Source organism: Dongia deserti (genome assembly GCF_003574735.1).
In the GTDB taxonomy this organism is placed as follows: domain Bacteria; phylum Pseudomonadota; class Alphaproteobacteria; order Dongiales; family Dongiaceae; genus Dongia_A; species Dongia_A deserti.
The window spans coordinates 144,223-168,931 of the sequence record NZ_QORW01000012.1; the positions used below are offsets into that span (position 1 = coordinate 144,223).

A 24,709-nucleotide genomic window follows, 5' to 3' on the forward strand; every position below is an offset into this window, starting at 1 on the left:
GGTACCCCCTCGCAACTGCTTGACCGACCTAGGTTTACCGGCCGATATGGGGCGGCGTACGTCCGCTATTCCTCCTGCACGAACCATGCCGAACAAAGGTGGGCGAATTGCGGCAGGCGCGTCATAACGGCGCACGATGGGCGGGCGATTGCCCGTTGTTCCGTTAACTATCTGGTGGACAGCTCGGGCCCCTTCAAGGGCACGGTCAGCAAGTCCCGGATGCAGCGGATGCGGGGCTGCTACGCCCCGGCAGCGTCGCCCCGGCGATCCGTGTAAATGTACAGCGGCTTGGCCTTGCCCTCGACCACTTCCCGGCTGATCACGATGGCTTCGACGCCATCAAGGCTGGGCAGGTCGAACATCGATTCGAGAAGGATCGCTTCCATGATGGACCGCAGGCCGCGCGCACCGGTCTTGCGTGCGATCGCCTTGCGCGCGATCGCACCCAGCGCATCCTCGGCAAAATCGAGGCGGACGTCTTCCATCTCGAACAGCCGCTGATACTGCTTCACCAGCGCGTTCTTCGGCTCCGTCAGGATCTTGACCAGGGCTTCTTCGTCCAGGTCCTCCAGCGTCGCCACGACGGGCAGGCGGCCGACGAATTCCGGGATGAGGCCGAACTTCAGCAGGTCCTCCGGCTCGACCTCGCGCAGCACTTCGCCCGCGCGCCGGTCGTCCGGACCGCGCACGTCGGCGCCGAAGCCGATGGCGGAGCCGCCGCGGCCGCGCTGCGCAATGATCTTCTCAAGGCCCGCAAACGCACCGCCGCAGATGAACAGGATGTTGGTCGTATCCACCTGCAGGAACTCCTGCTGCGGATGCTTGCGCCCACCCTGCGGGGGAACCGAAGCAACGGTGCCTTCCATGATCTTCAGCAGCGCCTGCTGCACGCCTTCGCCCGATACATCGCGGGTGATCGACGGGTTGTCGGATTTGCGGCTGATCTTGTCGACTTCGTCGATGTAGACGATGCCGCGCTGCGCGCGCTCGACATTGTAGTCGGCGGATTGCAGCAGCTTCAGAATGATGTTCTCTACATCCTCACCGACATAGCCGGCTTCGGTCAGCGTCGTGGCGTCGGCCATGGTGAACGGCACGTCGATGATGCGCGCCAGCGTCTGGGCCAAAAGCGTCTTGCCGCAACCGGTCGGGCCGACCAGCAGGATGTTGGACTTCGACAGCTCGACGTCGTTCTGCTTCCCGACATGCGCCAGGCGCTTGTAGTGATTGTGCACCGCGACGGAGAGCACCTTCTTGGCGTGCTCCTGCCCGATCACGTAATCGTCCAGCACCTTGCAAATGTCGCGCGGGCTCGGGACACCGTCCCGCGAGCGCACCAGGGTCGTCTTGTGCTCTTCTCGGATGATGTCCATGCACAGCTCGACGCATTCATCGCAGATGAAGACGGTCGGGCCGGCGATCAGCTTGCGGACCTCATGCTGGCTCTTTCCGCAGAAGGAGCAGTAGAGGGTGTTCTTTGAATCGCTGCCGCTGGACTTGTTCATTCGCTATCCGTTCACACCTCAGCCGGCCAGATTCGGCCCTGCCTCGAACGCCATGTTAGCCTTGGAGGAATCGTCCGCACAACGGCTTTATGCCGCTGTGCGCCGTCCGACCGCCGCACTGTGGCGCCGGACCAATATATGACACTGGTTCGGGTCCAGCGCGATTGCCCGATCGGCCTATTTCGGGCCGAATCCAGGCTAGTCCCGGAATGGTCAGCAAAGGGTTAAGAACTTTATCTCTGCTCGTCCGTCCGAGGACGCTCGGCGATGACCTCGTCCACGAGCCCGAACTCTTTCGCCTCTGTAGGGGTCATGAACCGGTCGCGCTCCATGGCGTCTTCAATCGCCTTCAGATCCTGCCCGGTGTGCTTGACGTAAATCTTGTTCAGGCGATCCCGGGTCTTCAGGATCTCCTTGGCGTGGATCTCGATATCTGAAGCTTGGCCCTGGAACCCGCCGGAGGGCTGATGGATCATGATGTTCGAGTGCGGCAGGCTGAAGCGCTTGCCCTTTGCGCCCGCGGCGAGGAGCAGCGAGCCCGCCGAAGCAGCCAAGCCGACGCAGATGGTAGAAATGTCCGGTCGGACATACTGCATCGTGTCATACATCGCGAGGCCCGAGGTCACCACGCCGCCCGGCGAGTTGATGTAGAGCGAGACCTCCTTGCTGGGATTCTCGGACTCCAGGAACAAAAGCTGGGCGCAAACCAGGCTCGCCATGTGGTCATTGACCGGACCCACGACGAAAATGATGCGCTCCTTGAGCAGCCGCGAGTAGATGTCGAACGCCCGCTCGCCGCGTGCGGTCTGCTCGACCACCATCGGGACCAGCATGTTGTTGTAGATGTCGATCGGATCGCGGTCTCTAATCATCTGAGCCCTCATTAAAACACTGTCATCCGGCACCGCCGGCGAATCACCATCTGCCGCCGATCATACGCTTGGTCTGGCGCTGTGCAATTGCACTGCGATCAGGCGGCCTCGCCTTCCTTGCGGAACTCCTCGGGCGTCGCACGGCGCTCCGAAACTTGCGCGAGCTCCAGAATGAAGTCGATAACTTTGTCCTCATATATGGGCGCACGGAGCTGATTCAAAGCCTCCGGCGACTTTTGATAAAACTCGATGACCTGTTTCTCCTGTCCTGGGAAGCGGCGGGCCTCGGAAATAATGGCCCGCGTCAAATCATCATTCGGAACCTGGATATTGTTGGAGCGGCCCACTTCCGAGAGCAGGAGGCCAAGCTTCACGCGCCGCTTGGCAATATCGCGATACTCGCTCTTCAGTTGCTCCTCGCTCTTGCCCTTGTCCTCAGCATCCAACCGATCGGCCTTCATGTCCGCCTCGATCTGCTTCCAGATCGCCTCGAACTCCGCTTCGACCAGGCCCTCCGGCAGCGTGAAATCGTGCTTGTCCGCCAGCTGGTCAAGAAGGACGCGCTTCAGGCGGGCGCGCGCGGCCAGCGTGTAGTCGCGTTCAATCTGCTCGCGCACGCGCTTGCGCAACGTCTCCAGATCGTCGGCGCCCAGCGCCTTTGCCATCTCGTCGTCGATCGGCTGATCCTTCAGCTGGCTGACCTGCTTCACCGTCACGTCGAAGTCGGCAGGCTTGCCCGCCAACTCCTTGTTGCCGTACTCGGCGGGGAACGTGACCTGCACGGTCTTCTTGTCGCTTTTCTTCAGACCGATGAGCTGATCCTCGAAGCCCGGGATGAACATGCCCGAGCCGAGCTCAAGGTGAAAATCCTCGGCCTTGCCGCCTTCGAACTCCTCGCCGTCGACCCGGCCCACGAAATCAATCACCACGACATCGCCCGACTGTGCCGCGTGATCATCCGCCGCCGCCTCGGGCTTGCGCTGACGCTTGGCCAGGCGCTGCAGGCTTTCTTCGATTTCGGAATCGGGCACGTCGACAACCGTGCGCTCCAGCTTGAGGGTCTTGAAATCGACCGGCGTGATCTCCGGGATCACTTCCATCGCAACGCTGAACTCGAGGTCCTTGCCGTCCTCGAACGCCACGATCTCGACCTTGGGCTGACCGGCCGGCCGCAGGTTGCGCTCGTTCAAAAGCTGGTGCGAGCCCTCGTGCACGGTCTTCTCCAGCACCTCGCCCATCACCGACTTCTCATAGCGCTGCTTCAACAGCTGCAGCGGCACCTTTCCCGGACGGAAGCCCGGCATGCGGATCCGCTCGCCCAGCTCCCTCAGGCGGCTCTCGATCTGTCCCTGGAGCGCGTCTGCAGGAACGACGACCTTGTATTCACGCTTGAGGCCAGTGGCGTTGGTTTCGGTGATCTGCATGGAAGGGCTCTATCCGCTGATTGATCGTTGTTGGCGGTACCGGCAAAGCGATGGCTGGCGAAAGTCGGGTGGTGCGGGCGGAGGGACTTGAACCCCCACGACTTGCGTCACTGGAACCTAAATCCAGCGCGTCTACCAGTTCCGCCACGCCCGCCCGGCGTTCATCTCAAGCGCCATCGCGGGTTGCCGCCCCGCGGTTGTCGGGCGCGGATGTATCCCACGCTGGGCGTTGGCACAAGGAAAAAGCCAAATCCCGGCACCGCGCGGGCCCACTTTGCCGCCGTGGAATTAACCCTTTCGCCCCAGGGCTTTGGCCAAAGCGGCCGGCAGCCGGTCGGGCAAATCCTCCGCGATCAACCCGATGCCAAAGCCTTCCGCCGCCCGGACGTGCAGCCACACCCCCATGGAAGCCGCCAGAAACGGCGGCAGATGAAGTCCCAGCAGGCCGGTGATGATGCCGGCCAGAACATCGCCCGACCCGGCCGTCGCCAGCGTCGGGGGCGCGCAACCGGAGATGATGGTGCCGCCATCCGGCGCCGCGATAACGGTGTCCGAGCCCTTCAGCACAATGATGCAGCCGGTCCGGCGAGCAGCCTGTACCGCGCGCTCGATCTTGCTGGCACGTGCCACCAGGTCCGGGAACAGCCGGCCGAACTCGCCCTCGTGCGGCGTCAGCACGATCTCCGCATGACCACCGACCAGGGCGTCGCTGCCCGCCAACACGGTCAACCCGCCGCCATCAATGACCATCGGCCGGCCGAAGGCGATGCAAGTCCGCACGAGATCGCCGGTATGGGCATCGGGCTCCAGGCCGCTGCCGACCAGGAGTGCGGAAATGCGCTCATCGCCTGCAATTGCGGCAAACGCCGCCAAGTCTGCAACCGGGCGGACGATCGCGCCGGGCAGGTCGCCGGCATAGATCGGCCAAGCCTCCGGCGGCACGGCCATCGTCAGCAGGCCGATGCCCACACGCCGCGCCGCACGCGCCGCGAGGCGGGCGGCGCCGGTCATGACGCCGCCACCGACGATGATCGCGTGACCGCGCTGATATTTGTGATCGCTCGGCTGCGGAAGCGGATAGGCCGACGACCACAAAGCCGGCGCATTCAACCAGCAGGCGGGGTTCGCCGCCGACAGATCCGCGGCACCGAAGCCGACATCGGCGACGAGAGTCTCGCCGCACTTGCCTGCGCCGGGTTGCAGGACATGCCCGCGCTTGCGCCAGTTGAACGTGACCGTAAGATCGGCATCGATCGCCACGCCCATTGCGCGCCCGTCATCGGCATGCACGCCACTCGCGATGTCCACAGCCACCACCGTGGCCGGCGATGCGTTCACAGCTTCGTTCAAGGCGGCGGTCTCGCCCTCCAGCGCGCGATCGAGGCCGATCCCGAACAAGGCATCCACGACGATTGCCGACCGATCGAGAGCGGCAAAAGTCGCGCGATCGGGCGTCCGCACATCACCTTGCCACAAGGAGGCGGCGCGTGCCGCATCGCCGGCATAGTTCGACTTGGCACGAACCGCATGGGCAAGGACGCGATAGCCGGCCCCGCGCAGAGTCTCGGCGACGATGAAGCCGTCGCCACCGTTGTTACCGGGCCCGCACAGCACATGAACCTCGCCACTGCCGTACACTGGCCAACGCGCCATGATTGCATCCGCCACCGCGACGCCGGCACGGCGCATCGCTTCGAAACTCGGCAGGCCACGGGCGAAGGCGGCGCGTTCCGCGGCGCGCATCTCGGCACCGGTCAGCACGGCCAAATCAGGATGATCGCCTGGAAGCATCAGTCGCCCACCTCGCGCATAGAGAAGGCTGGCTAGTTGAGGACAGGCCGGCAGAACTGGTTGCCGAACCGCTGCTTGATGTCCTCGCATGCTTTCTGTGCGGCGCCAAGATTGTTGAATGGACCCGCGAAGACACGATAAAGCGAGCCTTTCGCTTCGCCCAGAAAATACCGCCTGAGATCCAGTTCCAGTTTCCTGAGAAGGCCCGGATACTGCATGGTCAGCTTGTTCCAGTAGGAGCGCGCATCGCCCTCCTGCCCCGACGTATAGAGCCAGATGCGATAGACCCGCGCATCACCGGTCACCGATTCCGCGACCGGCAGATCGGACTCAGGCTCCTGCGCCTCCGTGGGCGCCGGCGCCTCGCTGGCTGGACTCTCCACCGCGCTCTCTTCCGCCTGCTCCGCGTCGGCAGGCGGCGGAACGTCTTGTTCGGTGATCGGCTGCTTGGCTATCGCAGCCTCCGCCGGCGCCTCCGGCAGCGATGGAGCATCCGGCTGCTTGGCTTCGTCCGTTGCCGGTGACGCAGTTGCCTGCTGCGGTTCGGTCGGCACGGATTCCGGCAGCTGTGCTTCAGCCGGTTTGTCCGCCGGTTTCGTATCTCCGGTCTGCGGTTGTGGTGGCGGCGTTTCGGACTTCTGAGCCTGCGCCTGCTGCTCCTCCCCAGGCGTTGAGCTGACTGTCGGCTTGTCGAGCGCGGCAAGCTCCGCACGCGCCGGCTCAAAGCCGGCCGTCGCTGCACGCTCATACCACAGTCGCGCGGCAGCCAGATCCTTCGCAACGCCCGTGCCGTCGCGATAGTAGCTGGCAATCGCGAATTGGGCCTCGGGCAGGCCGCTTTCCGCCGCTTGCAGCATGTAGCCGGCGGCCTTCTTCATGTCCTTGGGGACGCCGCTACCGGATGCATATTGCAGGCCCAGATTGAAGCGCGCCGTGATGTTGCCGCCATCGGCAGCTTTCGACCACAGCTCGATCGCTTTCGGCACGTCCTGCTTGACGCCGCGGCCATCAGCGTAGAGCCGCGCAAGATTGTTGAGCGCGGGCGCGTAGCTCTGCGCCGCCGCCTTCTGGTACCAGTCGGCAGCAGCCTTCGGATCGGCATGGGGCACGCCCTGCCCCAGCTCGTAAAGCATGCCGAGGCCATGTTGCGCATGGGCATCGCCCGCTTTGGCGCTTTCAATCCATTCGGAGAAGGCGCGGGCATATTCCTTGCGGTTGAAGGCGGTCAAACCTGCGGCATAGTCGGCGGCCGCCGCGGATGAGAACAGCAAGAAGGCGGCGCCAAATGCGAACCCGACACGCCGCGCGCTCACCGCACCCAGCGCGCGAAACTTCCCCACCAGACCCCGAATCATGGTGCGAATCGCCATGGCAACACTATGCGCCGCCGGATTTATGCGTGCAACGCGGGGCCCTTGCACCCGGAGTGCCTCGCCTCAGTTGGGTGCCGGCTCGGGCGAGCCGGCAATGACCGGCACAGGACCAGCGATGGGCCCGGCATGGTGATGCACCATGCGCCAGATCTTGCCATCGCGCACGAACAGATTGGTGGCGATGAAGCCATGACCCGCAACCGATTCGAGGCAGCAGACAACGGCCATGTCTCCGATCAGATCGCGCGCCAGCACGCGATGCGAGATCGGCATTGCTCCAGCATTGGTGAAGATTTCCGCCCAGCTACGCAGCACCGCCTCGCGGCCATGGATCGGCTGCCACCCGGGATGGCAGCAGAACACCGTGTCGGTGGCCGCCCACAACTCAGACATCTGATCGATATTCGCAGTCGAGAACGCATCATAGAAAGCGCTGTTCGTGAACTCGACGGCCGCCAAGGCGCTCATGCACTACCCTCGCTGGTCCTGCTCCGGTTCTGGACCTTCGGTCGGCCCGTCGTTGCCGGGATCGCCGATCGGCGGTTCCGTCGAGCCCGGCTGCTGCGGGATGTAATCGCGCGGCATAGCCCGCAGTCCGGCAACCGACGTCGCACAGCCCGCGGTGACGTTGACCCGCTGCCCGGCAGTAACAGCCACGACGCTCGGCGTGTTGCAGGCCAGCACGTCCACCGCGCCCTCGATCACGTTGACTTCGGTGGCGCCGTCGGGCGCGACGAAGATGACGAGATGCGTGCCCCGAATGGTCATGGTCGCCGTGGGCGTGACCAGTTTCACATTCTCCTTGTTCTTGAGCTCGCCACTCTGATAGCGGAAAGCGCCGAGCTTCAGCGAAATCTGGCCGCCGCCCGTTCCGCTCGAGGGATCGTAGACAAACTCATCGAGCCGCACCTCACCATTCGGTCCGACGACCAGATGCGTGTTGTCGAGGAACTCGAGCTCGGTCGAGCCACGGGTGCCGGTCCTGATCAGCTCCTGTGCAAACACGTTGTCGCGGTAATAGATGGACCGCATCGGCTCTTCGCCCTCGGCGGTCGCGCCGCGGTAGGTGCGCTGAATCACCGCACCGATTTCCGGACTCTTGGCCATGGCGGAGTGGGCCTCCACGCAGCCGAGCGCGGCCGCCGCCGCCAAGATCGCCATGGACTTTCGACCTATCGAAGCACGCTTCATCGCAGATCCACCCCTCATCTTGCCTGCTCGCCCAGGTCGGGCGAAAAGCTCAAGCAAATGATATGCTTAAGCCAAGGATAAACCTAGCCAGAAGGGCGCACTCCGATTTCGGAAGAGCCTTCCCAGGCCAGTATAGATGGACCGCGGCCAACCAGGATGAAGTGCGCGGGATCACAAACCGCCGCCTGCGCGAAGTCGGAAAATACCGCTGGTTCAAAGACCTACCCAGGTCTTGCACACGCGCTTTGGCACTGCAACATTGCGGCACGCAGGAGGAAGAATGATCGGGCGATTGAATCACGTGGCTATTGCCGTCCCGGATCTGGCGGCTGCGTCGACCACCTATGCCGGCACGCTCGGTGCCAAGGTCTCGGCGCCGATGCCGCAGCCGGCGCACGGCGTCACGGTCGTGTTCGTGGAGCTGCCCAACACCAAGATCGAGCTGCTGCATCCGCTGGGGGATGCCTCTCCGATCAAGGCGTTTCTCGAGCGCAATCCGAGCGGCGGCATCCATCACGTCTGCTATGAGGTGGACGACATCTACGCCGCGCGCGACCGGCTGAAGGCCGAGGGCGCCCGCGTGCTGGGCGACGGGGAGCCGAAGATCGGCGCGCACGACAAGCCGGTGCTGTTCCTTCATCCCAAGGATTTCTACGGCACCTTGATCGAGCTCGAGCAGGCGTAACGTGAGCTATTGGTTTTCGCAGGCGGCGATCTTTCTGCTGATCTGGTTCGTGGTGCTGTTCGCGGTCCTGCCGTGGGGCGTCCGGCACACCCCCGAGCCTGAGCCAGGCCACGATCCAGGCGCGCCGGTCAACCCGAACCTAGGCCGCAAGGCACTGGTTACCACTGCCATTTCCTTGGTTCTGTGGGGTGTCTACTACTACGTCACGCAGGTTCTTGGATATTCGCTGCTCTCGCTTTATCAGACCGGAAACTAGCCATGACGTATTGCGAAATCGCCCCGGGCCATGAATGGCACGGGCCCTACCACGAATCACACTACGGCTTTCCGATCACAGATGACGACATGCTGTTCGAGCGGCTGATCCTCGAAATCAATCAGGCCGGCTTGAGCTGGCTCACCATCCTCAAGCGCCAGGAAGCGTTCCGCAAAGCGTTTCGCGACTTCCGGATCGAGAAGGTGGCGCGCCTCGCGCCGCGCGACGTCGACCGTTTAATGAAGGATGAATCAATCATTCGCAATCGCATGAAAATCGAGGCAACCGTCGAGAACGCGAAGCGCATCAACGCGATCCAGCGCGACGTCGGCTCGTTTGCAGATTGGCTGAGGTCGCACCACCCCAAGCGCAAGGACGAATGGGTGAAGCTGTTCAAGAAGACGTTCGTCTTCACCGGCGGAGAGATCGTGGGCGAGTTTCTGATGAGCATCGGCTACCTGCCCGGCGCGCATCATGCCGGCTGTCCGATCTACAAGCGCATCGCAAAACTGAAGCCGGCCTGGATCGACGCTGAACGAAAGGGCTTCGTTTACTCAGAAGCCTGAGCCCGGACGGACTTGTCGTCGTCCTCATCGAGTTCGCGCTCGAGCTCAGCGTCCTGCTGCGCGCGCCGCTTCTCGACCATCCGCGCGAGCAGGATGGAAATCTCGTAGAGCAGGATCAGTGGCATCGCCAGGCTGAGCTGGCTGATCACGTCGGGCGGGGTCACGACCGCCGCCACGACGACCACCAGCACGATCGCATAGCGTCGCTTGGCCGCCAGCCCCGCAGCGGACACGAGGCCGACGCGCGCCAGCAGCGTAAGCAGCACCGGCAACTGGAAACACAGGCCGAAGGCGATGATCATGGTCATCGCGAGGCCGACATATTCACCGACTTTGTTCTCCATCTCGACAGGCAGCCTGCCCTCACCGCCGGGGTCCTGGAAGCTGCCGAAGAACTGGATCATCCAGGGAAATAGCACGTAGTAGAAGAAGGCTGCGCCAAGCAGGAACATGAAGGGCGTCGCGGCCAGAAACGGCAGGAATGCCCGCCGCTCGTTTTTGTAGAGGCCTGGCGCCACGAACGCCCAGATCTGCCCGGCAACGATGGGGAACGAGACGCAGAGCGCGCCGAAGGCCGCCAGCTTCACCTGGGTGAAGAAAGGCTCGACCAAGCTGGTGTAGATGAATCTGCGGCCCGCCTGGTCGTGGAAATAGTCCGCCAGCGGCGCGCCCAGGAAATCGAACATTGGCTTGGCGAAATAGAAGCAGACGATGAAGGCGGCGATGAACGCCACCACCGAATAGAGTAGCCGCCGGCGCAACTCGACCAGATGATCGAGCAACGGCATCTTCTTCTCGTCTTCGGCACCCGCCATGAAATCTATACTTTCGCCTCGGCCTTGGAGGTGGCGCTGTCGGCGGCCTCACCCTCCTTCGTGGGTTGCTGTTCCGGGGCGGTAAGCGCGGGACTCGCTCGCGGGGTCGATGCGACCGGCGGCGCCGGCGTAATCGGGCCGACCGGCGAAATCTGCGGCTTGTCCTTGAGTTCGTCCTCCACGCCTGTGACGGTCGATTTCAGCTCGCCGGTCGGATCGACGGCGTTTTCGACCGTCTTGGAGATGGAGCCCTTGCTGATGGACTGCGCAGCCTTGCGCGCGTCCTCAAGGTCGGCCTCGCGCACGATGTCGTTGATGCCGCTCTGGAACTCGCCAGCCAGCTTGCGCGCCGTCTTGGTCAGATTGCTGACGGTCCGGAGCGCGTTCGGCAGCTCCTTCGGTCCCAGGACGACCAAGGCGACCACTCCGATGATCAGCAGCTCGCTCCAGCCCAGATCGAACATCGAGGACGCCTTCCAACCACGACCGGCCGCGTCTTAGGAGCGGTCGATCACGCTCTGCTGCTTATCGGTGTTCTCGGACTGAGCCTGCTCGCCCTCCTTGGGCTCCTTGAGGCCCTTCCGGAAGGCGGTGATGCCCTGGCCAAGGTCCTTCATCAGGCGCGGAATCTTACCGCCGCCGCCGAACAGGACGAGAATGATGGCTAGAACGACTAGCCAATGCCAAATACTGAAGCTCCCCATTCGGGTTCTCCTTGGGTGTTTTGCGGGCGGACTATCGCAGAATGACCGGGGGGCTGCAACAAAAGCCGCACGCTAAGACATTTGACTTAAGGTCGTGTAAGCCGTTGGAACTTCACGTTTCCGGGAACATGAGAATGGCGTCCGAGGGGACCCTGAGGGCGACCCGCTCGCCCGCCTTGGGCGGCCGGCCATGGAGCCGGACCGATAGCTTCACATCCCGTCCTTCAGCGTCCTGCACCAGGACATGCACGACCCATCCTGTCCCCAGGAAATGGGTATCCTGTACTTCAACATTCAAGCCATCCGCTTGGTCCCCCAGCACCGGCGCTAGGCTGACTGCTTCCGGCCGGAAGGTCACCACCACCCGCTCGCCTTCCTGGCGGTCCGGGGCACACAGCCGCCCCAGCGGGCCCTCTACATGCCCGTCGCGGACCACGCCTCGGATTTCGTTGACGCGGGAGAAGAAGCTGGCGACGAACAAATCGGCCGGCCGGTAGTAGAGCTCCTGCGGCGGCCCGCTCTGCACGATCCTCCCGGCACGCATTAGGTAGATGCGATCCGCCATGAACAGGGCCTCTTCCGGGTCGTGGGTCACCAGCAGCGCCGCCGTTCCGTTGCGCCGCAGGAGGCGCAGCGTGTCGTCGCGCACCTGCTCCCTGAGCCGCTCATCGAGGCCGGAGAACGGCTCATCCAGCAGCAGCACGGACGGCTCCGGCGCGAGCGCGCGGGCGAGCGCCACCCGCTGCTGCTGCCCGCCGGACAGGGCATGGGGATAGGCGTCGAGATAGTTCTCCATCTCCACCTGGCGCAGCACGTCGCGCACCCGCTTATCGCGATCCGCCGCAGGCACCTGGCTCAAGCCGAAGGCGACGTTGTCGCCAACCGTCAGGTGCGGGAACAGAGCGAAATCCTGGAACACCAGCCCAACATGGCGGCGCTCGGGTGGCACGCCGATTCGCTTGGCGGGATCACCGACCACTTCGCCACGCATAGAGACGCGCCCGCTCTGGAGCGCCTCAAGGCCGGCCGCCAGCCGCAGCACGGTCGATTTGCCGCAGCCAGACGGCCCGACCAGGCAAACGACCTCGCCGGCTCTCACCGATAGCGACACACCGTCGACCGCGCGCAGGCGATCGTAGTCGTGGTAGAGATCCTGCAGGACCAATGCGTCGTGCGGCTGCATCACTGGTCCTTCCCCGCCCCGGGGCGCGCCGCGCGGATCGCACGTGACAGCAGATAGACCGGCAAGATGCCGACCAGCCCGATCGCCAGTGCCGGGCCCGCCGCCTCCACCAGCCGCTCATCGGAAGCAAGATCGTAGGTGCGGGTCGCGAGCGTGTCGAAATTGAACGGTCGCAAGACCAAGGTTGCCGGCAATTCCTTCAGCACATCGACGAACACCAGGATCGCTGCGGTCAACAATGTGCCGCGCATGATCGGCAGATGGATCAGGCCAAGCGTCTGGCTTGGGGCACGTCCCAAGGAGCGCGCCGCGAGGTCCATGCTGATCGTGATCTTCGCCAGGCTCGCCTCGACTGCGCTGAAGCTGATGGTCAGGAAACGTGCGAGATACGCATAAGTGACCGCGGCCAGAGTCCCGGTGAAAACCAGACCGATGCTCCATCCGAACTGTGCCTTGGCCCAGTTGGCGACGATGTGATCGAGCGACGCCAGCGGCAGCAGCACGCCGATCGCGAGGACTGCGCCTGGCACCGCGTAACCGGCGCTTGCCACGCGTACGGCAAGGCGCGTGGCCGGCGTCGGATGCAATCGCAGTGCATAGGCCAGAATGACGGCCACTGCGAGGACCAGCAGCGCCGCCAGGCCGGCCAGCAGGAAGGAATTGCGCAGCAAGCCCAGGAAGCGCGCGTTCTGCCAGAACTCCGGGCTGCTCAGTGCCCAATGGAGCAACATCACCGCTGGCAGCGCAAAGCCCAGCACCACCGGCACCGCGCAGCCAACGATCGCGCCGAGCGCCGCCCAGCCGCGCAGCTTGTAGCGCGGCAGCGGCCGATAGCGTGCCGTCGAATGCGCATAGCTCGCGCGCCCGCGCGACGAGCGCTCGATCGCGAGCAAGGTAAACACGAACAGCAGCAGGATGACCGCGATCTGCGAGGCGGCGACCGGATCGCCCATGCCGCGCCAGACGCGGAAGATGCCGGTCACCAGCGTGTTGATCCCGAAGTACGATACGGTGCCGTAATCGTTCAACGCTTCCATCAACGCCAGCGCCACGCCGGCCGCGATGGCAGGCCGCGCCAACGGCAGTGCGACGCGGCGGAAGCTGCTCCAGGGCGAGCAGCCGAGCGTGCGGCTCACTTCCAGCACGCAGACCGACTGCTCGAGGAAAGCGGCACGCGCGAGGAGATACACGTAGGGATAAAGCACCAGCACCAGCATTACGATGGCGCCCGGCAAGGAGCGAACTTCGGGCAGCCAGCGCAGCCCCTGCGGATCGCCGACGAAGTCGCGCAAGCTAGTCTGCACGGGGCCTGCGTAGTCGAGCAATCCGGTATAGGCGTAGGCGATCACGTAGGCGGGAAACGCCATCGGCAGCAGCAACGCCCAATCGAACAGCCGCCGGCCGGGAAAGCGGCACAGGGTCGTCATCCACGCCGCCGGCACGCCGACGATGAGCACGCCGATCGTGACGCCGGTCATGATGAGCAGCGAGTTGGTCACATAGTTGCTGAGGACGGTCTCGACCAGATGCTGCCAGATGTCGCTACGCGCGCCGAACGCGTTGATCAGCACGGAGATGACCGGCGCCGCAATCAGCAATGCAAGGCCGCAGGCGACGATCGTCCAGCGCGACGGCCAGCCCCAGTGGCGCGCACCGAAACGAACCGGAGTAGCGGCTTGCGGGTGCGACAGCAGGCTCAAGCGAAGTTCCGTCCGGCGGGCTTGCCCCGCGCAAAGAGTTCATGGAGCGCCGGCACTCACCGGCGGAGGCGCCCCTTGACCCTAGTGCGACTTATTCTGAATTGCAATTCGACGTCTGGATAGCTGTCAGGCAGACTGTGCAGCGGCCTTGGGCTCCGTAGACCCGGACAGATCGTCGTCGCTGTCCTCCTCGACGTCCTCGCTTTCTGGCTCTGTACCCTCCCCCTCGGGCTCCACAGCCTCACCTTCGGAATCAGCGCTCGGCTCCTCGGCTTCCTCCGCTGCTGCCTGGGCCTCGGCTTCGGCGCGGCGCAGGGCCTCGGCATCGTACTCGTCGTCCGCGGCCTCACCGTCCGCCTCCGATCCTTCCTCGGCCGGCTGGGCCAGCATGTCAGAGATATTGCCCTCCTCGTCCTCCGGCTCCTCGGCTACCGCGCCGCCATTCGGCAGACCCTGCGTACCGAGGGTCGCCACCGTGGCGCGCGCATCCAGCAGGCCGGCCGCTTTCAGCTCTTCCACGCCAGGCAAGGCATCGCAGCTCTCCAGTCCGAAATGCTCCAAGAAGGTGTCGGTCGTCGCCCATGTCACCGGGCGACCCGGCGTCTCGCGCCGGCCCTTCGGCCTGATCCAGCCGATCTCCAGCAGCATGTCGAGCGTGCCCTTGGAAATGGCGACACCGCGGATTTCCTCAATCTCCGCGCGGGTCACTGGCTGGTGATAGGCGATGATCGCGAGCGTCTCGACCGCCGCGCGACTCAGCTTGCGCACGACTTCCTTCTCGATGTGGAACTTCGAAGCCAGATCCGGCGCCGTGCGGAACGCCCAGCGATCCTCGAATGCCAGCAGATGCACGCCGCGATTGGCGTATTGATCCTTCAGCTCCTGCAACAGGCCATTGATGTCGGCGCCCTCGGGCATGCGACCCGCCAGTTGGTCCTCGCTCATGGGCTCGGTAGCGGCGAACAGGATGGCCTCGAGCAGTCGCAGCAATTGATAGCGATCGTCGGTCATTGCAGTCCTTCGGTGTTCACAGTCTCGGGCGTGGCCATGTTCTCGCCGCGGCGCATGTAGATCGGGCCGAACAATTGCTCCTGCCTGAGCTCGATACGGCCTGTGCGCGCAAGCTCCAGGCTGGCGGCAAAGGTCGCGGCCAAAGCGGCGCGGCGCTGCAGGCCGCGCTGCAGCCCCGGTGGCAGGAACGCCTGCAGCGTGGTCCAGTCCAGCACCTGCCCCAGCATCTCGCCGATCCGATGCAGTGCATCGTCCATCGAGAACAGATTCATGGGTGCGATCTGCAGCAGGCCTTCGTTGCGCCGGCCGGGATAGTTGCCGTAAGCCTTCAGCAAATCATAGAGGGTGAGCTTGTAGACCGGCTTCTCGACGATCTTCATCGGCTCCGGCAAGCCGCGCCCGAAGAAGTCGCGACCATATTGCGGCAGCGCCATCAATTCCTGCCCGGCCTTTTGCATCGCCTCCAGCCGCTGCAGCTGGAACGCCAGGGCGGCTGCCAGCTCGGCACCGCTCGGCTCGCCATCTGCCGGCGGCTCAGGCAGCAGCAGGCGCGACTTCAAGTAGGCGAGCCACGCTGCCATCACAAGGTAATCGGCGGCGATCTCCAGCCTCAGTCGCCGCGCACGCGCGATGAAGGCGAGATACTGATCGGCCAGTTCCAGGATCGAGATCTTTTTGAGATCGACCTTCTGATCGCGCGCCAGGGTCAGCAGGACGTCGATCGGCCCTTCGAACCCGTCGAGATCGAGATGCAACTCGAACTCACCCGTGGGCCCAGCGGAGGCAGTCTCGTCGGCCGCAAAATCCTTGTCGAACTCTTCGTCCATCATGCTCGCCGTCATGGCGCGGTGTTACCCGTCACGAGATAGATCAGGCCCTGGACATAGTCGACAATCGGCATGATGAACCAGCGAAAGATGTTGAGGTCAGTTCCCATCTGCTGGCCTATCAATGGCAGGCCGATGAGCGCGCCCAGAAGGATGACCATCCCATAGCGCTCTAGCCGCGCCAAATACCAGGACAGCGGATATGGCAGCAATCCCACAGCGACTCGCCCGCCGTCCAGTGGCGGCAGCGGGATCATGTTAAAAATCGCGATGATCACATTGAAAAAAATGGAATACATAAAAATCTCGGCAATTACCGCGGTCGTCATCGTGGCGGTACCCGGCATCAGCCGGAGTGCAATGGCAGACGCGAGCGCAATCACGATATTGCTGGCCGGGCCTGCCGCCGCGACCAGTACCATGTCCCGCTTGGGGTCGCGCAGTTTCCGGAAATTCACCGGCACCGGTTTTGCGTAGCCGAACATGAAGCCCGTCGTTGCAACGAGCAATGCTGGCAGGATGATTGTGCCCAGTGGGTCGATATGGCGCAATGGATTGAAGGTCACCCGGCCAAGCATGTAAGCGGTGTCGTCGCCCAGCTTCCAGGCGACGTAGCCGTGCGATGCCTCATGCAGCGTAATCGCCAGGATGATCCCCGGCGCATAGATGATCACTTTAAGAAGAAGTAGTGTAATTTCAGGCGACAAGCCGCGACTCCGAGCAAAATACTTGAGCCGCGACAAAGATGTCAGGCAAGCAGGACAGCGAGTTCTTTCTCGATCTGATCCAGCTTCGCAAGCTGGCCCCTGCGCACCTGGCGGCGGCCACGTGTGTAGCGCTCCAGACCCGCCTTCGACAAGGGCGGAGCGCCGGCCGCCACTTGAACCATTTCCTCCATCTTGCCGTTGCAGTGGAGAGCGATGTCGCAGCCGGCCGCGACGGATCCCTGCGCTAGCTCTGTCAGGCTTCCGCGCAGAGCCTGCATGGACAGGTCATCACTCAGCAGGAGGCCCTCAAACCCGATCTCGCCACGGATGACGTCGGAGATCACTTTGGTTGACAGGGTCGCGGGCTGATCGGGATCGATCGCTTCGTAGACGATGTGCGCCGTCATCCCCCATGGCAGATCGGCCAGGCGCTTGAACGGCACGAAATCGATGCGCGCCAATTCCTCGTGGGGCGTGCTGACCCGCGGCAGGTCGTGGTGGCTGTCGACCATCGATCGGCCATGGCCGGGAATATGCTTGATAACCGGAGTGATGCCCGCCGACATTAAACCATCGGCTGCGGCGCGACCGAGTTCGGCCACCTGCTCCGGATCGCCACTGAAGGCGCGGTCCCCGATCACGTCATGCGCGCCGGGCTGATGCACGTCGATCAGCGGCGCGCAATCGACATCAATGCCGAGCGCCGCGAGCTCTGCCCCGATCAGCTGATGATTGAGGAAGACCGCTTTGCGCCCATCGCTCGCGCGCTGCGCCGCCAACCTTCCGAAGCTGGCTGCCGGCGCTGCCGCGCGCCAATGCGGCGGCCGCAGGCGCTGCACCCGTCCGCCTTCCTGGTCGATCAGGACCGGGGCGTCCGCGTGGTCGACGGAGGCGCGCAGGTCAGCCACCAACCGGCGGACCTGATCGGGATCGCCGATGTTGCGCGCGAACAGGATGAATCCCAGCGGCTGAGCATCCCGGAAGAACGCACGCTCCTCATCCGTCAGGGCCTGACCCAAGACCCCGAAAATCGCCGCCTTCATTCTATCAACGTTCCTTTCGCGCGCTGCAGCGCTGCCTACTTGGCCACCACGATGCAGTCCTGGCCTCGCTGCTTCAAGCTGGCGCAGAGCTGACGCGCGGCGGTCTTGTCGGCCAAAGGCCCGGCCTGCATGCGGTAGAATATACCAGCCGCGCCTTTGTCCACGCGCTCGACAGTAAGGCTCAGGTCGCCGAGCAACTGGGGATGCGCCTTCTGCAAGGCGGCCCACTCCTGCTCCACAGAGGCCTCCGACTTGCCGGCGGCCAGCTGCACCCGCGTGTTGCCGGTCGCGGCCGAAGGGGCCGAGGTTGAAGGCGTTGCGGCCGCCTCTTGCGTCGGTGCTGCTTGCGTGGCCGACGGGTCAGGCTGGGCAGCTTGCGCCGCCGTCGGCCCGGCGGTGCTTTGAGCCGGCTCGGATTGGGTGGTTGCCGGCGCTTCCGCCGACTGCGTCGGTTCTGGCTGCGCGGGCTCTGGCGCGGACACGACTGGCGCTGCGGGGGCCGCTGGCGCGGGCTCCTTGGCGGCTGTCGTGGAGCCATTCTCTTCCATGGCCGGAAGGGGCGTCTCGACCAGGGGGACACCTGGTGCCGGCTGTGTGTCGCCCGTGGGGGCCTCCGCCGCTGTGCCGGGGCTAGCTTGGCCGTTCTCCACCACGGTCGGCGCCTGATCTGCGCTGGGCCCGGGCGGCGTGATCGGCTGCTCCGGCTCAGGCATCACGGTTTCGCCCTGGGTCTTGGCCGAAGGGTCCAGCACCTGGACGTCCTGGTTCTGGACTTGCAGGCCGCCCTCTTCGGCAGGCTTCACCTTCTCAGGTGTGGCCTCCGCCGTGATTACCGGCACCTCCGTGCTCGGCGTACTGCCCGTCCACAGCCAGGCGCCGATGGCAGCGACGATGATGACAGCCGCCATCGCCAGCAGCCTGCGATTGCGTCGGCGACGGTGCATTGCGCTCGGTTCCGTATCAGTCCGCAGCGGACCGCTAATGGGGGGCGGGGGCAGCTCCGCTAGCAGATCGCGCTGCGCCGGATCGGCAGAACCGGGCTGGGCCTTGCCGGCTATCATGCGCGCCAAAGGCGACGCGCTGCCGGACGGCTGTGGCGCGGCCATCTGCGCCGCTGAGGCTGCGGGAGATTGGGAGGGCGATTGCGCTGCGTCGGAACCTGTGGCCCGAGGCTCCGCCATTGAAACGTGATCGGTTTCCAGTCTCTGCTCCGGCATTTCCGGCATCTCAATGATCGAGGTTGGTTCCGGCGCCGGAGAATCAGCGGAATCCGGCATCGGAGATCCTGTTTCTGCCGGTTCTTCTTCAGGCGCCTGCATCCGTGGGAAAGGTGTCATCGGAATTGCCGCACGCCCTGGCGCAGTCATTCCCGCTCCCAATGGCGGGGACTGAATCGACCTGAAAAACGGGTCGCCCCGCACATCATTGGCCGGCCGCGGGCGTTCGCCCCCATGTTGCTCCTCGATCTTTGGAGCGGTGGCTCCGGACGGGCCGAGGTCTCCACGCAAACGGCTCAAGGCAGCGGCGACGCTCGCTTGAATCTGGTCGGGCTTTTCAGACGACATGGCTCGCTTCTCCAGCAAATTACGGCCTGCGATCATCCGCACGTTGACTCGACGTCTGTGCGGCTGACGTGCCCCCTGCCCGACCGGTTTCCCCCTCGTCCGGACAGTGCTGCAAGCTGATCTCGACTTGTTGAAACCAGGGAATCAGCGGCGCCCCGAGTCGGTCAAGGAAAACGACTCGTGGATAACTCTATTAAACAACGGATTCAACAGGCTTTTTCGGCGAGTCACAACCGCTCGTATAAGTCGAACAAGTGTCGGTGCGTTTCGAGCGCAAACTTGTCCGTCATGCCGGCGATGTAGTCGGCCACCAAGCGCGCCCGGGCCGCTTCATCCAAGCCGGTCATCAGAGCTTGCCACTCGGCCGGCAGGCATTGCGGCTGCGCGAGATGCAGTTCGAACAATTCGCTCACGACCCGCTTCGCCTTCATCGTCATCTGATTGACGCGGTGGTGGCGATACATGCGCGCGAACAGAAACTCCTTCAGAGCCCGATCATTCGTCCGCATCTCATCGGAGAACGCGATGACAGGCGCGGCGCGCGCACGCACCTGCGCCACGGACTTGATGCCGACGAGCCGGCGCGTCGATTCCGCGATCACGTCGCGCACCATCAGGTTGATCATGCGGCGGATCGATTCATGGATCAGGCGCGACAACTCCAGCCCTGGATAGCGCGCCGAGACATCGGCGATCACCGGGCCGGCCAGCGGCACATCCTTGAGGTCGGCGAGCGTGAAGAGCCCCGCGCGCAATCCATCGTCGATATCATGGTTGTTGTAGGCGATGTCGTCGCTGATCGCCGCCACCTGCGCCTCGGGTCCCGCGAACTCGCCGATCTCCAGGTCCCATTCGGCGCAATAGCTCGAAATCGTCGATGGCACGGGCTTTGCCAGCGCTTTTGCCGATGCGTGTGGTCCGATGAGCGGGCCGTTGTGCTTGACCACGCCTTCCAATGCTTCCCAGGTGAGATTGAGGCCGTCGAACGCCGCGTATCGCCGCTCCAGCAGCGTGACGATGCGGAAGGTTTGCTCGTTATGATCGAAGCCCCCAAACTCTGCCATGCAATGCGCCAGCGCTTCCTCGCCGGCATGGCCGAACGGCGTGTGGCCGAGATCGTGCGCCAGCGCGACCGCCTCCGCCAGATCCTCGTTGAGGCCGAGCGAGCGGGCAATCGAGCGTGCGATCTGCGCGACCTCGATGCTGTGAGTCAGGCGCGTGCGGAAATGGTCCCCCTCGTGATAGACGAAGACCTGGGTCTTGTGCTTCAGCCGACGGAAGGCGGTGCTGTGGATGATGCGGTCCCGGTCACGCTGGAAGGGGGAGCGGGTGGCGCTCTCCTCCTCGGCCACCAACCGGCCACGCGACTCCTGTGGATTGCTGGCAAAAGATTGCATGGGCGGAAGCTAGAGTAGACCCTCGTCCCTGGCAACGGAGCCGCCCCCAACGGACTCGCAACGGTAGAAAGGAGACCTCCATGTCATCCGCTTCCACCGCGCCCCTGATAACCGGCCATTGCCTGTGCGGAAAAGTGCGCTACCGCGCCGCCGTCCACTCTGGGTCGGGTACTGCCATTGCCCGAGCTGCCGGCGGGCCACTGGCAGCGTCATCGCCGCCTATGCCGGCTATCGGCCGCAGGACCTGTTGTTCGAGGGCGAGCCGCCCGCCCGCTTCGCCTCCTCGCCCGATGTGGTCCGGCAATTCTGCGGGTATTGCGGCACTCCGCTCAGCTTTCAGTCGCCGCGCTGGCCGGGCGAAATCCACCTGCTTCTGGGCTCGGCCGATCACTTTGAGGGGCTGAAGCCCATGGGCCACGCCTTCTGCGAATACCAGGTGCCCTGGTTCGAGGTGGCCGACGACTTGCCCCGCCGCCGCTCTTCCCCTTCCCAGTCAAGCACTTAGCGCATGGGAGACAGTCTGGTCCGGCGTTTGACTTTCGGCCGGAGCACCCTACATTTAGACGCGAGAGTTCGATTTCACAGCGGTTCACCCCATGAACGACATGTCGCCCATGCCGGAACGCCAGGTCAGCCTGTCCGAAAGCGCCGTCAAGCGCATCGCCAGCCTGATCAAGCAGGAAGGTGATTCCAGCCTGATGCTGCGCCTCAGTGTGTCTGGCGGCGGCTGCTCGGGCTTCCAGTACGGCTTCTCCTTCGACAACGCCGTCCAGGTCGACGACCATCTGTTCGAACGCGGCGGCGTGAAGCTCGTCGTGGATGAGGTTTCGCTGGACCTGCTCGCGGGGGCTGAGATCGATTTTGTCGAGGATCTCGTGGGGGCGTCGTTCCAGGTTCGCAACCCGAACGCCAAGTCCTCCTGCGGCTGCGGCAGCTCCTTCTCCATCGGCTAGCGGCGGAACTGCCGCGTGCTGACAATCGCGAGCTTCAACGTCAATTCCCTGCGCGTGCGCATGCCGCACTTGACGGCGTGGCTGAAAAGCGCCGCACCGGATGTCGCATTGTTGCAGGAGATCAAGTGCCGGGACGAGGAACTGCCGCGCATGGAGTTCGAGGCTCTTGGCTATCAGGTCTCGGCTGTTGGCCAGAAGGCGCGCCACGGCGTCGCGCTCCTGTCGCGTGCGAAGCACACCATCGAGCAGTGTACCCTGCCTGGTGACGATACCGACGACCAGGCCCGCTACCTGGAAGCCGTGATCCACGTGCCTGCGCCGCATGGCAGACCGGTACGCGTCGCGAGCATCTATTTGCCCAACGGCAATCCGATCGATACCGAGAAGTTCCCCTACAAGCTGCGCTGGATGGAGCGGCTGAACCGCCACGCGCGTGATCTGCTGGCGCGCGAGGAGATCGTCGTGCTGGGCGGTGACTTCAATGTCTGCCCGACGGACGAGGATGTGTTCGACACGGTCGCCATGGCGGACGATGCGCTATGCCAGTCGGAAACGCGGCGCCGCTGGCGCGAGCTCTGCCACATCGGCTACGTCGATGCGCTGCGCGCGTTTTATCCGAGCGGGCGGCACTATACGTTCTGGGACTATCAGGGCGCGCGCTGGGATCGCGACGAAGGGCTGCGCATCGACCACCTAATGCTATCGCCCCAGGCCGCCGATCTGCTCGACGCGGTCGGGATCGACCGCGAGCCGCGCAAGCTGGATCGTCCCTCCGATCATACGCCCGTCTGGGTGCGGCTCGCCGCGTAGCGGTCAAATTTATCCAAGACATGATCGCTGGTTTGATCGAGCATGGCGGTAGTTCGAGCCAAGAGGGACCGCCATGGCCATCCACGAGATGTTCACCTATTTCTGCGTCAAGGACGCTGGCAAGGCGATCGCGTTCTACAAGCAGGCGTTCGGTGCCGCCGAGAAATTCCGCCTGACCGAGCCAAGCGGCCGCATCGGCCACGCGGAGCTGCTGTTCGGCGATGCCACTCTGATGCTGGCCGACGAGTTCCCCGAGATGGGGTTCTTTGCCCCCGACGCAGACGGCCCGCGCACCTTCGTCATCCATCTACACGTCGATAATGCGGACGCCATGATCGATCAGGCCGTGAAGGCCGGCGCAAAGCTCGTGCGTCCGGCACAGGACCAGTTCTACGGTGAGCGCTCCGGCACCGTGCGCGACCCGTTCGGCTACGACTGGATGCTCGGCCATTCGATCGAAGAGGTGGAGCCAGCGGAAATGCAGCGGCGGTACGACGCGCTGATGAAGAATAGCTAGAGGTGTTGGCTAGCCGACGACCGACACTATGACGCAAGGTGCTTGCTCAACAATGTCAACCCGAACAACAGCGCAAACAGCGTCAGCAAGGTAACGGTTCGCGTCCACCACGGCCCCCGGCGCCAAAGATACCAAAGCGGATGCACGCGTGCGATCCGACTCTTGGAATTGCCTGCCTCTCTGACAGCGAGCAGAATTAGGACAAAGAGAACCGCGAACAGTCCAAGGATAGCGTAGTCGAACAGCGCGATCATGCCTCCGTCGGTAAACAGAGAAACGCGCACGGTCACGTAGTTCACCCTTTGAACGGCTCAGCCAGCGGCATCAAGCGGATGCCCTTCCGAATCCGCTTGTAGGGTAGATCGCGGTTGTCGACGGGATTCGTGCCGGGCGCAGCCACGATCAGAATCTCTTCCGCGATCGGCTGGAAGTCGGCGCGGAAGTGCACGGAGCTCTTGAGCGCCAGGATCTTCTGTGCGCTGGGCTCGATCCCGACATGGCGCAGCATCGCCTGGTCGGCGCATTGCTGCTTGCGGCTGCACAGCACTACGCGCACGCCGTCCTTCTTCAAGACCGCCATGGGACCGAGCTGCATGCGGTTGCCGCGATAGAACGGACCGGTGGCGGGGAAGTTGCCGTCGCCGAGTGCCTCGACTGTGAAGGTGCCTTCATAGGGCGTGTTGCCGGCGCCACCTGCCCAGCCGCCGATCGCGAGCGAGACCTGCGCGCCGACGCCGGCGCGATGAGCCGCCTCTGCCGACTTGGGATCGCACAGATTGGCGAACACCACCCCTTCTGCGCGGCCGTCGATCAGCGCGCGCAGCAAGCCCACGGTATCCGAGGTGCCGCCCGCGCCGGGGTTGTCCTGCGTGTCGGCAAGCACGATGGGCTTGGTCGCACTGTTGCCCTTGGCTCGCGCATAAGAAACCGCCTCATCAGGCTTCCAGATCTTGCCCGCAAAGGCAGCTTCCTTCGCATTCACCAGCGCCAGCAGGCGATCGGCCGCTTCATCCGCCGCGCGTTGGCTCGTCCCATAGGTGACGATGGCTGGACCGCATTCGGCAATGTCCGCCGGCGGAAAGCCGAACGCGAAGGACGCGCTCACCACATCGCCCTGCTCCGCCTCGGCCACTGCGCGGTAGATGCCGCTTGCGGGCTCGATGAGCGTGCATTGCGAGATCAGCGGCACTAGGAATTCGGTACGCCGGATCGCCTTGAACAAGGGCCCTTGCCGCGTCAGACAGTCCAGCACGACGGCCGAGGCCTCACCGGCTTCCGCCAGATCGACATGCGGATAGGTCCGGCAAACCACCAGCGTCGAGGCATGCTTGATCATGCGCTCGGTGATGTTGGCGTGCAGATCGAGACTGACGACGATCGGCAGCTCCGCGCCGATCTGTTTGCGCAAGCGCTCCAGCAGTTCACCTTCGCCGTCCTGGTGATCCTCCGTCACCATCGCGCCGTGCAGGTCGAGATAGATGCCGTCGATCTTGCCCAGGGCGCCGATTCGCTGCAGCAGTTCACCGACGATCTTTTCAAAGGCGTCCGTCCGGACTTCCGCCGAAGGCGAAGCGGAGCACCACAGGGTCGGCAGTAATTCGTGCCCCTGCTTGCGCGCCGCATCGATGAAACCGGCAACCGGCAGGTTGATGCCCGCGAACGCGGTCAGCATGGCTTCGCCGCGGGTCAGGCCAGGCCAGCCATCCGCGATCTCGAAGTCGCGGAAGCTCGCCTTCACCGGAGCGAAGGTGTTGGTCTCGTGCTGGAACCCGCCGATCGCAAAACGTGCCATGAAGCCCCGATGTTGCCATTTG

The 24,709-nt window shown here is 64.1% G+C and carries 27 protein-coding genes and 1 tRNA gene; 7 read left to right on the forward strand and 21 right to left on the reverse strand.

Features of this window, described 5'->3' with window-relative positions; translation table 11 throughout:
• Window positions 1–239 precede the first annotated feature (239 nt).
• The 8 genes from clpX to DTX69_RS19565 form a co-directional block, all read right to left on the reverse strand.
• Window positions 240–1,505: an ATP-dependent Clp protease ATP-binding subunit ClpX gene (clpX, locus tag DTX69_RS19530; RefSeq protein ID WP_119303230.1), complete on the reverse strand. Its 1,266-nt coding sequence runs from the start codon at window positions 1,503–1,505 to the stop codon at window positions 240–242.
• 233 nt (window positions 1,506–1,738) lie between these two features.
• Window positions 1,739–2,377 carry an ATP-dependent Clp endopeptidase proteolytic subunit ClpP gene (gene clpP / locus DTX69_RS19535; protein ID WP_119303231.1) on the reverse strand — a complete coding sequence of 213 codons (639 nt, stop codon included), beginning with the start codon at window positions 2,375–2,377 and terminating at the stop codon, window positions 1,739–1,741.
• A 98-nt stretch (window positions 2,378–2,475) separates the two neighbouring features.
• Window positions 2,476–3,801: a trigger factor gene (gene tig, locus DTX69_RS19540; protein ID WP_119303232.1), complete on the reverse strand. Its 1,326-nt coding sequence runs from the start codon at window positions 3,799–3,801 to the stop codon at window positions 2,476–2,478.
• Between the two features lie 69 nt (window positions 3,802–3,870).
• Window positions 3,871–3,955 (reverse strand) — tRNA-Leu (locus DTX69_RS19545).
• A 134-nt stretch (window positions 3,956–4,089) separates the two neighbouring features.
• Entirely contained in the window at window positions 4,090–5,592 is a 1,503-nt protein-coding gene (locus DTX69_RS19550; protein ID WP_119303233.1) for an NAD(P)H-hydrate dehydratase, read from the reverse strand.
• Between the two features lie 32 nt (window positions 5,593–5,624).
• Window positions 5,625–6,947 (reverse strand): SPOR domain-containing protein, encoded by a 1,323-nt coding sequence (locus DTX69_RS19555; protein WP_284735926.1) that lies wholly within the window; start codon window positions 6,945–6,947, stop codon window positions 5,625–5,627.
• A gap of 81 nt (window positions 6,948–7,028) precedes the next feature.
• On the reverse strand, window positions 7,029–7,433 hold the full coding sequence (locus tag DTX69_RS19560; protein WP_119303235.1) for a nuclear transport factor 2 family protein: 405 nt from the start codon (window positions 7,431–7,433) through the stop codon (window positions 7,029–7,031).
• A gap of 3 nt (window positions 7,434–7,436) precedes the next feature.
• On the reverse strand, window positions 7,437–8,126 hold the full coding sequence (locus tag DTX69_RS19565; RefSeq protein WP_162917367.1) for a FecR family protein: 690 nt from the start codon (window positions 8,124–8,126) through the stop codon (window positions 7,437–7,439).
• Between the two features lie 310 nt (window positions 8,127–8,436).
• Here DTX69_RS19565 and mce point away from each other — a divergent pair, with 310 nt between their 5' ends.
• From mce to DTX69_RS19580, 3 genes are read left to right on the forward strand one after another with little or no spacing between them, the layout of a single operon-like run.
• Window positions 8,437–8,841, forward strand: a complete 405-nt coding sequence (gene mce, locus DTX69_RS19570; protein ID WP_119303237.1) for a methylmalonyl-CoA epimerase — start codon at window positions 8,437–8,439, stop codon at window positions 8,839–8,841.
• A gap of 1 nt (window position 8,842) precedes the next feature.
• A complete protein-coding gene (locus DTX69_RS19575; protein ID WP_119303238.1) occupies window positions 8,843–9,097 on the forward strand; it encodes a DUF1467 family protein in 255 nt (84 codons plus the stop codon).
• 2 nt (window positions 9,098–9,099) lie between these two features.
• Entirely contained in the window at window positions 9,100–9,663 is a 564-nt protein-coding gene (locus tag DTX69_RS19580) for a DNA-3-methyladenine glycosylase I (protein WP_119303239.1), read from the forward strand.
• Here the strand turns inward: DTX69_RS19580 and tatC are convergent.
• The 11 genes from tatC to DTX69_RS19635 all read right to left on the reverse strand — a co-directional run bounded on the left by tatC (window position 9,648) and on the right by DTX69_RS19635 (window position 20,615).
• Window positions 9,648–10,478, reverse strand: coding sequence for a twin-arginine translocase subunit TatC (gene tatC / locus DTX69_RS19585; RefSeq protein ID WP_119303240.1), 831 nt, complete (start codon window positions 10,476–10,478; stop codon window positions 9,648–9,650). The genes DTX69_RS19580 and tatC overlap by 16 nt on opposite strands.
• 5 nt (window positions 10,479–10,483) lie before the next feature.
• Window positions 10,484–10,942 carry a Sec-independent protein translocase protein TatB gene (gene tatB, locus DTX69_RS19590; protein WP_119303241.1) on the reverse strand — a complete coding sequence of 153 codons (459 nt, stop codon included), beginning with the start codon at window positions 10,940–10,942 and terminating at the stop codon, window positions 10,484–10,486.
• Window positions 10,943–10,975: 33 nt separating this feature from the next.
• Window positions 10,976–11,182, reverse strand: coding sequence for a twin-arginine translocase TatA/TatE family subunit (gene tatA, locus DTX69_RS19595; RefSeq protein ID WP_119303242.1), 207 nt, complete (start codon window positions 11,180–11,182; stop codon window positions 10,976–10,978).
• Between the two features lie 112 nt (window positions 11,183–11,294).
• Window positions 11,295–12,365: an ABC transporter ATP-binding protein gene (locus DTX69_RS31055; protein ID WP_119303279.1), complete on the reverse strand. Its 1,071-nt coding sequence runs from the start codon at window positions 12,363–12,365 to the stop codon at window positions 11,295–11,297.
• Window positions 12,365–14,065 carry an ABC transporter permease gene (locus tag DTX69_RS19605; RefSeq protein ID WP_284735927.1) on the reverse strand — a complete coding sequence of 567 codons (1,701 nt, stop codon included), beginning with the start codon at window positions 14,063–14,065 and terminating at the stop codon, window positions 12,365–12,367. Before DTX69_RS19605 ends, DTX69_RS31055 begins: the two co-directional genes overlap by 1 nt.
• Before the next feature lie 126 nt (window positions 14,066–14,191).
• Window positions 14,192–15,076, reverse strand: a complete 885-nt coding sequence (scpB, locus tag DTX69_RS31060) for an SMC-Scp complex subunit ScpB (RefSeq protein ID WP_119303243.1) — start codon at window positions 15,074–15,076, stop codon at window positions 14,192–14,194.
• Window positions 15,073–15,918: a segregation and condensation protein A gene (locus tag DTX69_RS19615; protein WP_284735928.1), complete on the reverse strand. Its 846-nt coding sequence runs from the start codon at window positions 15,916–15,918 to the stop codon at window positions 15,073–15,075. The genes scpB and DTX69_RS19615 overlap by 4 nt, the downstream gene beginning before the upstream one ends.
• A complete protein-coding gene (locus DTX69_RS19620; protein WP_119303244.1) occupies window positions 15,915–16,610 on the reverse strand; it encodes a site-2 protease family protein in 696 nt (231 codons plus the stop codon). The genes DTX69_RS19615 and DTX69_RS19620 overlap by 4 nt, the downstream gene beginning before the upstream one ends.
• A gap of 41 nt (window positions 16,611–16,651) precedes the next feature.
• Window positions 16,652–17,653: a beta-N-acetylhexosaminidase gene (gene nagZ / locus DTX69_RS19625; protein ID WP_119303245.1), complete on the reverse strand. Its 1,002-nt coding sequence runs from the start codon at window positions 17,651–17,653 to the stop codon at window positions 16,652–16,654.
• A 35-nt stretch (window positions 17,654–17,688) separates the two neighbouring features.
• Entirely contained in the window at window positions 17,689–18,561 is an 873-nt protein-coding gene (locus DTX69_RS30255) for an SPOR domain-containing protein (RefSeq protein ID WP_162917368.1), read from the reverse strand.
• Between the two features lie 884 nt (window positions 18,562–19,445).
• Window positions 19,446–20,615: a deoxyguanosinetriphosphate triphosphohydrolase gene (locus DTX69_RS19635; RefSeq protein ID WP_119303247.1), complete on the reverse strand. Its 1,170-nt coding sequence runs from the start codon at window positions 20,613–20,615 to the stop codon at window positions 19,446–19,448.
• A gap of 124 nt (window positions 20,616–20,739) precedes the next feature.
• On the opposite strand from DTX69_RS19635, the gene DTX69_RS19640 reads away from it, so the two are divergent.
• From DTX69_RS19640 to DTX69_RS19655, 4 genes are all read left to right on the forward strand, one after another.
• The gene (locus DTX69_RS19640; RefSeq protein WP_284735935.1) at window positions 20,740–21,120 is read left to right on the forward strand and encodes a GFA family protein; all 381 of its coding nucleotides are present in this window, start codon (window positions 20,740–20,742) and stop codon (window positions 21,118–21,120) included.
• 91 nt (window positions 21,121–21,211) lie between these two features.
• Entirely contained in the window at window positions 21,212–21,568 is a 357-nt protein-coding gene (gene erpA, locus DTX69_RS19645; protein WP_119303249.1) for an iron-sulfur cluster insertion protein ErpA, read from the forward strand.
• A 15-nt stretch (window positions 21,569–21,583) separates the two neighbouring features.
• Window positions 21,584–22,378, forward strand: coding sequence for an exodeoxyribonuclease III (gene xth, locus DTX69_RS19650; RefSeq protein WP_322090903.1), 795 nt, complete (start codon window positions 21,584–21,586; stop codon window positions 22,376–22,378).
• A 73-nt stretch (window positions 22,379–22,451) separates the two neighbouring features.
• Window positions 22,452–22,895, forward strand: coding sequence for a VOC family protein (locus DTX69_RS19655; protein WP_119303250.1), 444 nt, complete (start codon window positions 22,452–22,454; stop codon window positions 22,893–22,895).
• Between the two features lie 26 nt (window positions 22,896–22,921).
• Here DTX69_RS19655 and DTX69_RS19660 read toward each other — a convergent pair whose 3' ends face one another.
• Both DTX69_RS19660 and DTX69_RS19665 read right to left on the reverse strand, forming a co-directional pair.
• Window positions 22,922–23,185, reverse strand: a complete 264-nt coding sequence (locus tag DTX69_RS19660; protein WP_162917370.1) for a hypothetical protein — start codon at window positions 23,183–23,185, stop codon at window positions 22,922–22,924.
• A gap of 5 nt (window positions 23,186–23,190) precedes the next feature.
• The gene (locus tag DTX69_RS19665; protein ID WP_119303252.1) at window positions 23,191–24,687 is read right to left on the reverse strand and encodes a M81 family metallopeptidase; all 1,497 of its coding nucleotides are present in this window, start codon (window positions 24,685–24,687) and stop codon (window positions 23,191–23,193) included.
• Window positions 24,688–24,709: the final 22 nt, after the last annotated feature.

Coding starts and splice junctions, on each gene's coding strand:
- DTX69_RS19550 (WP_119303233.1), bottom strand. CDS start 5,592: ATGCTTCCAGGCGATCATCCTGATTTGGCCGTGCTGACCGGTGCCGAG.
- DTX69_RS30255 (WP_162917368.1), bottom strand. CDS start 18,561: ATGGCGGCTGTCATCATCGTCGCTGCCATCGGCGCCTGGCTGTGGACG.
- DTX69_RS19635 (WP_119303247.1), bottom strand. CDS start 20,615: ATGCAATCTTTTGCCAGCAATCCACAGGAGTCGCGTGGCCGGTTGGTG.
- tatA (WP_119303242.1), bottom strand. CDS start 11,182: ATGGGGAGCTTCAGTATTTGGCATTGGCTAGTCGTTCTAGCCATCATT.
- mce (WP_119303237.1), top strand. CDS start 8,437: ATGATCGGGCGATTGAATCACGTGGCTATTGCCGTCCCGGATCTGGCG.
- DTX69_RS31055 (WP_119303279.1), bottom strand. CDS start 12,365: ATGCAGCCGCACGACGCATTGGTCCTGCAGGATCTCTACCACGACTAC.
- DTX69_RS19580 (WP_119303239.1), top strand. CDS start 9,100: ATGACGTATTGCGAAATCGCCCCGGGCCATGAATGGCACGGGCCCTAC.
- scpB (WP_119303243.1), bottom strand. CDS start 15,076: ATGACCGACGATCGCTATCAATTGCTGCGACTGCTCGAGGCCATCCTG.
- erpA (WP_119303249.1), top strand. CDS start 21,212: ATGAACGACATGTCGCCCATGCCGGAACGCCAGGTCAGCCTGTCCGAA.
- nagZ (WP_119303245.1), bottom strand. CDS start 17,653: ATGAAGGCGGCGATTTTCGGGGTCTTGGGTCAGGCCCTGACGGATGAG.
- DTX69_RS19555 (WP_284735926.1), bottom strand. CDS start 6,947: ATGATTCGGGGTCTGGTGGGGAAGTTTCGCGCGCTGGGTGCGGTGAGC.
- tig (WP_119303232.1), bottom strand. CDS start 3,801: ATGCAGATCACCGAAACCAACGCCACTGGCCTCAAGCGTGAATACAAG.
- clpX (WP_119303230.1), bottom strand. CDS start 1,505: ATGAACAAGTCCAGCGGCAGCGATTCAAAGAACACCCTCTACTGCTCC.
- DTX69_RS19655 (WP_119303250.1), top strand. CDS start 22,452: ATGGCCATCCACGAGATGTTCACCTATTTCTGCGTCAAGGACGCTGGC.
- DTX69_RS19565 (WP_162917367.1), bottom strand. CDS start 8,126: ATGGCGATCTTGGCGGCGGCGGCCGCGCTCGGCTGCGTGGAGGCCCAC.
- tatB (WP_119303241.1), bottom strand. CDS start 10,942: ATGTTCGATCTGGGCTGGAGCGAGCTGCTGATCATCGGAGTGGTCGCC.
- clpP (WP_119303231.1), bottom strand. CDS start 2,377: ATGATTAGAGACCGCGATCCGATCGACATCTACAACAACATGCTGGTC.
- DTX69_RS19665 (WP_119303252.1), bottom strand. CDS start 24,687: ATGGCACGTTTTGCGATCGGCGGGTTCCAGCACGAGACCAACACCTTC.
- DTX69_RS19560 (WP_119303235.1), bottom strand. CDS start 7,433: ATGAGCGCCTTGGCGGCCGTCGAGTTCACGAACAGCGCTTTCTATGAT.
- tatC (WP_119303240.1), bottom strand. CDS start 10,478: ATGGCGGGTGCCGAAGACGAGAAGAAGATGCCGTTGCTCGATCATCTG.
- DTX69_RS19615 (WP_284735928.1), bottom strand. CDS start 15,918: ATGACGGCGAGCATGATGGACGAAGAGTTCGACAAGGATTTTGCGGCC.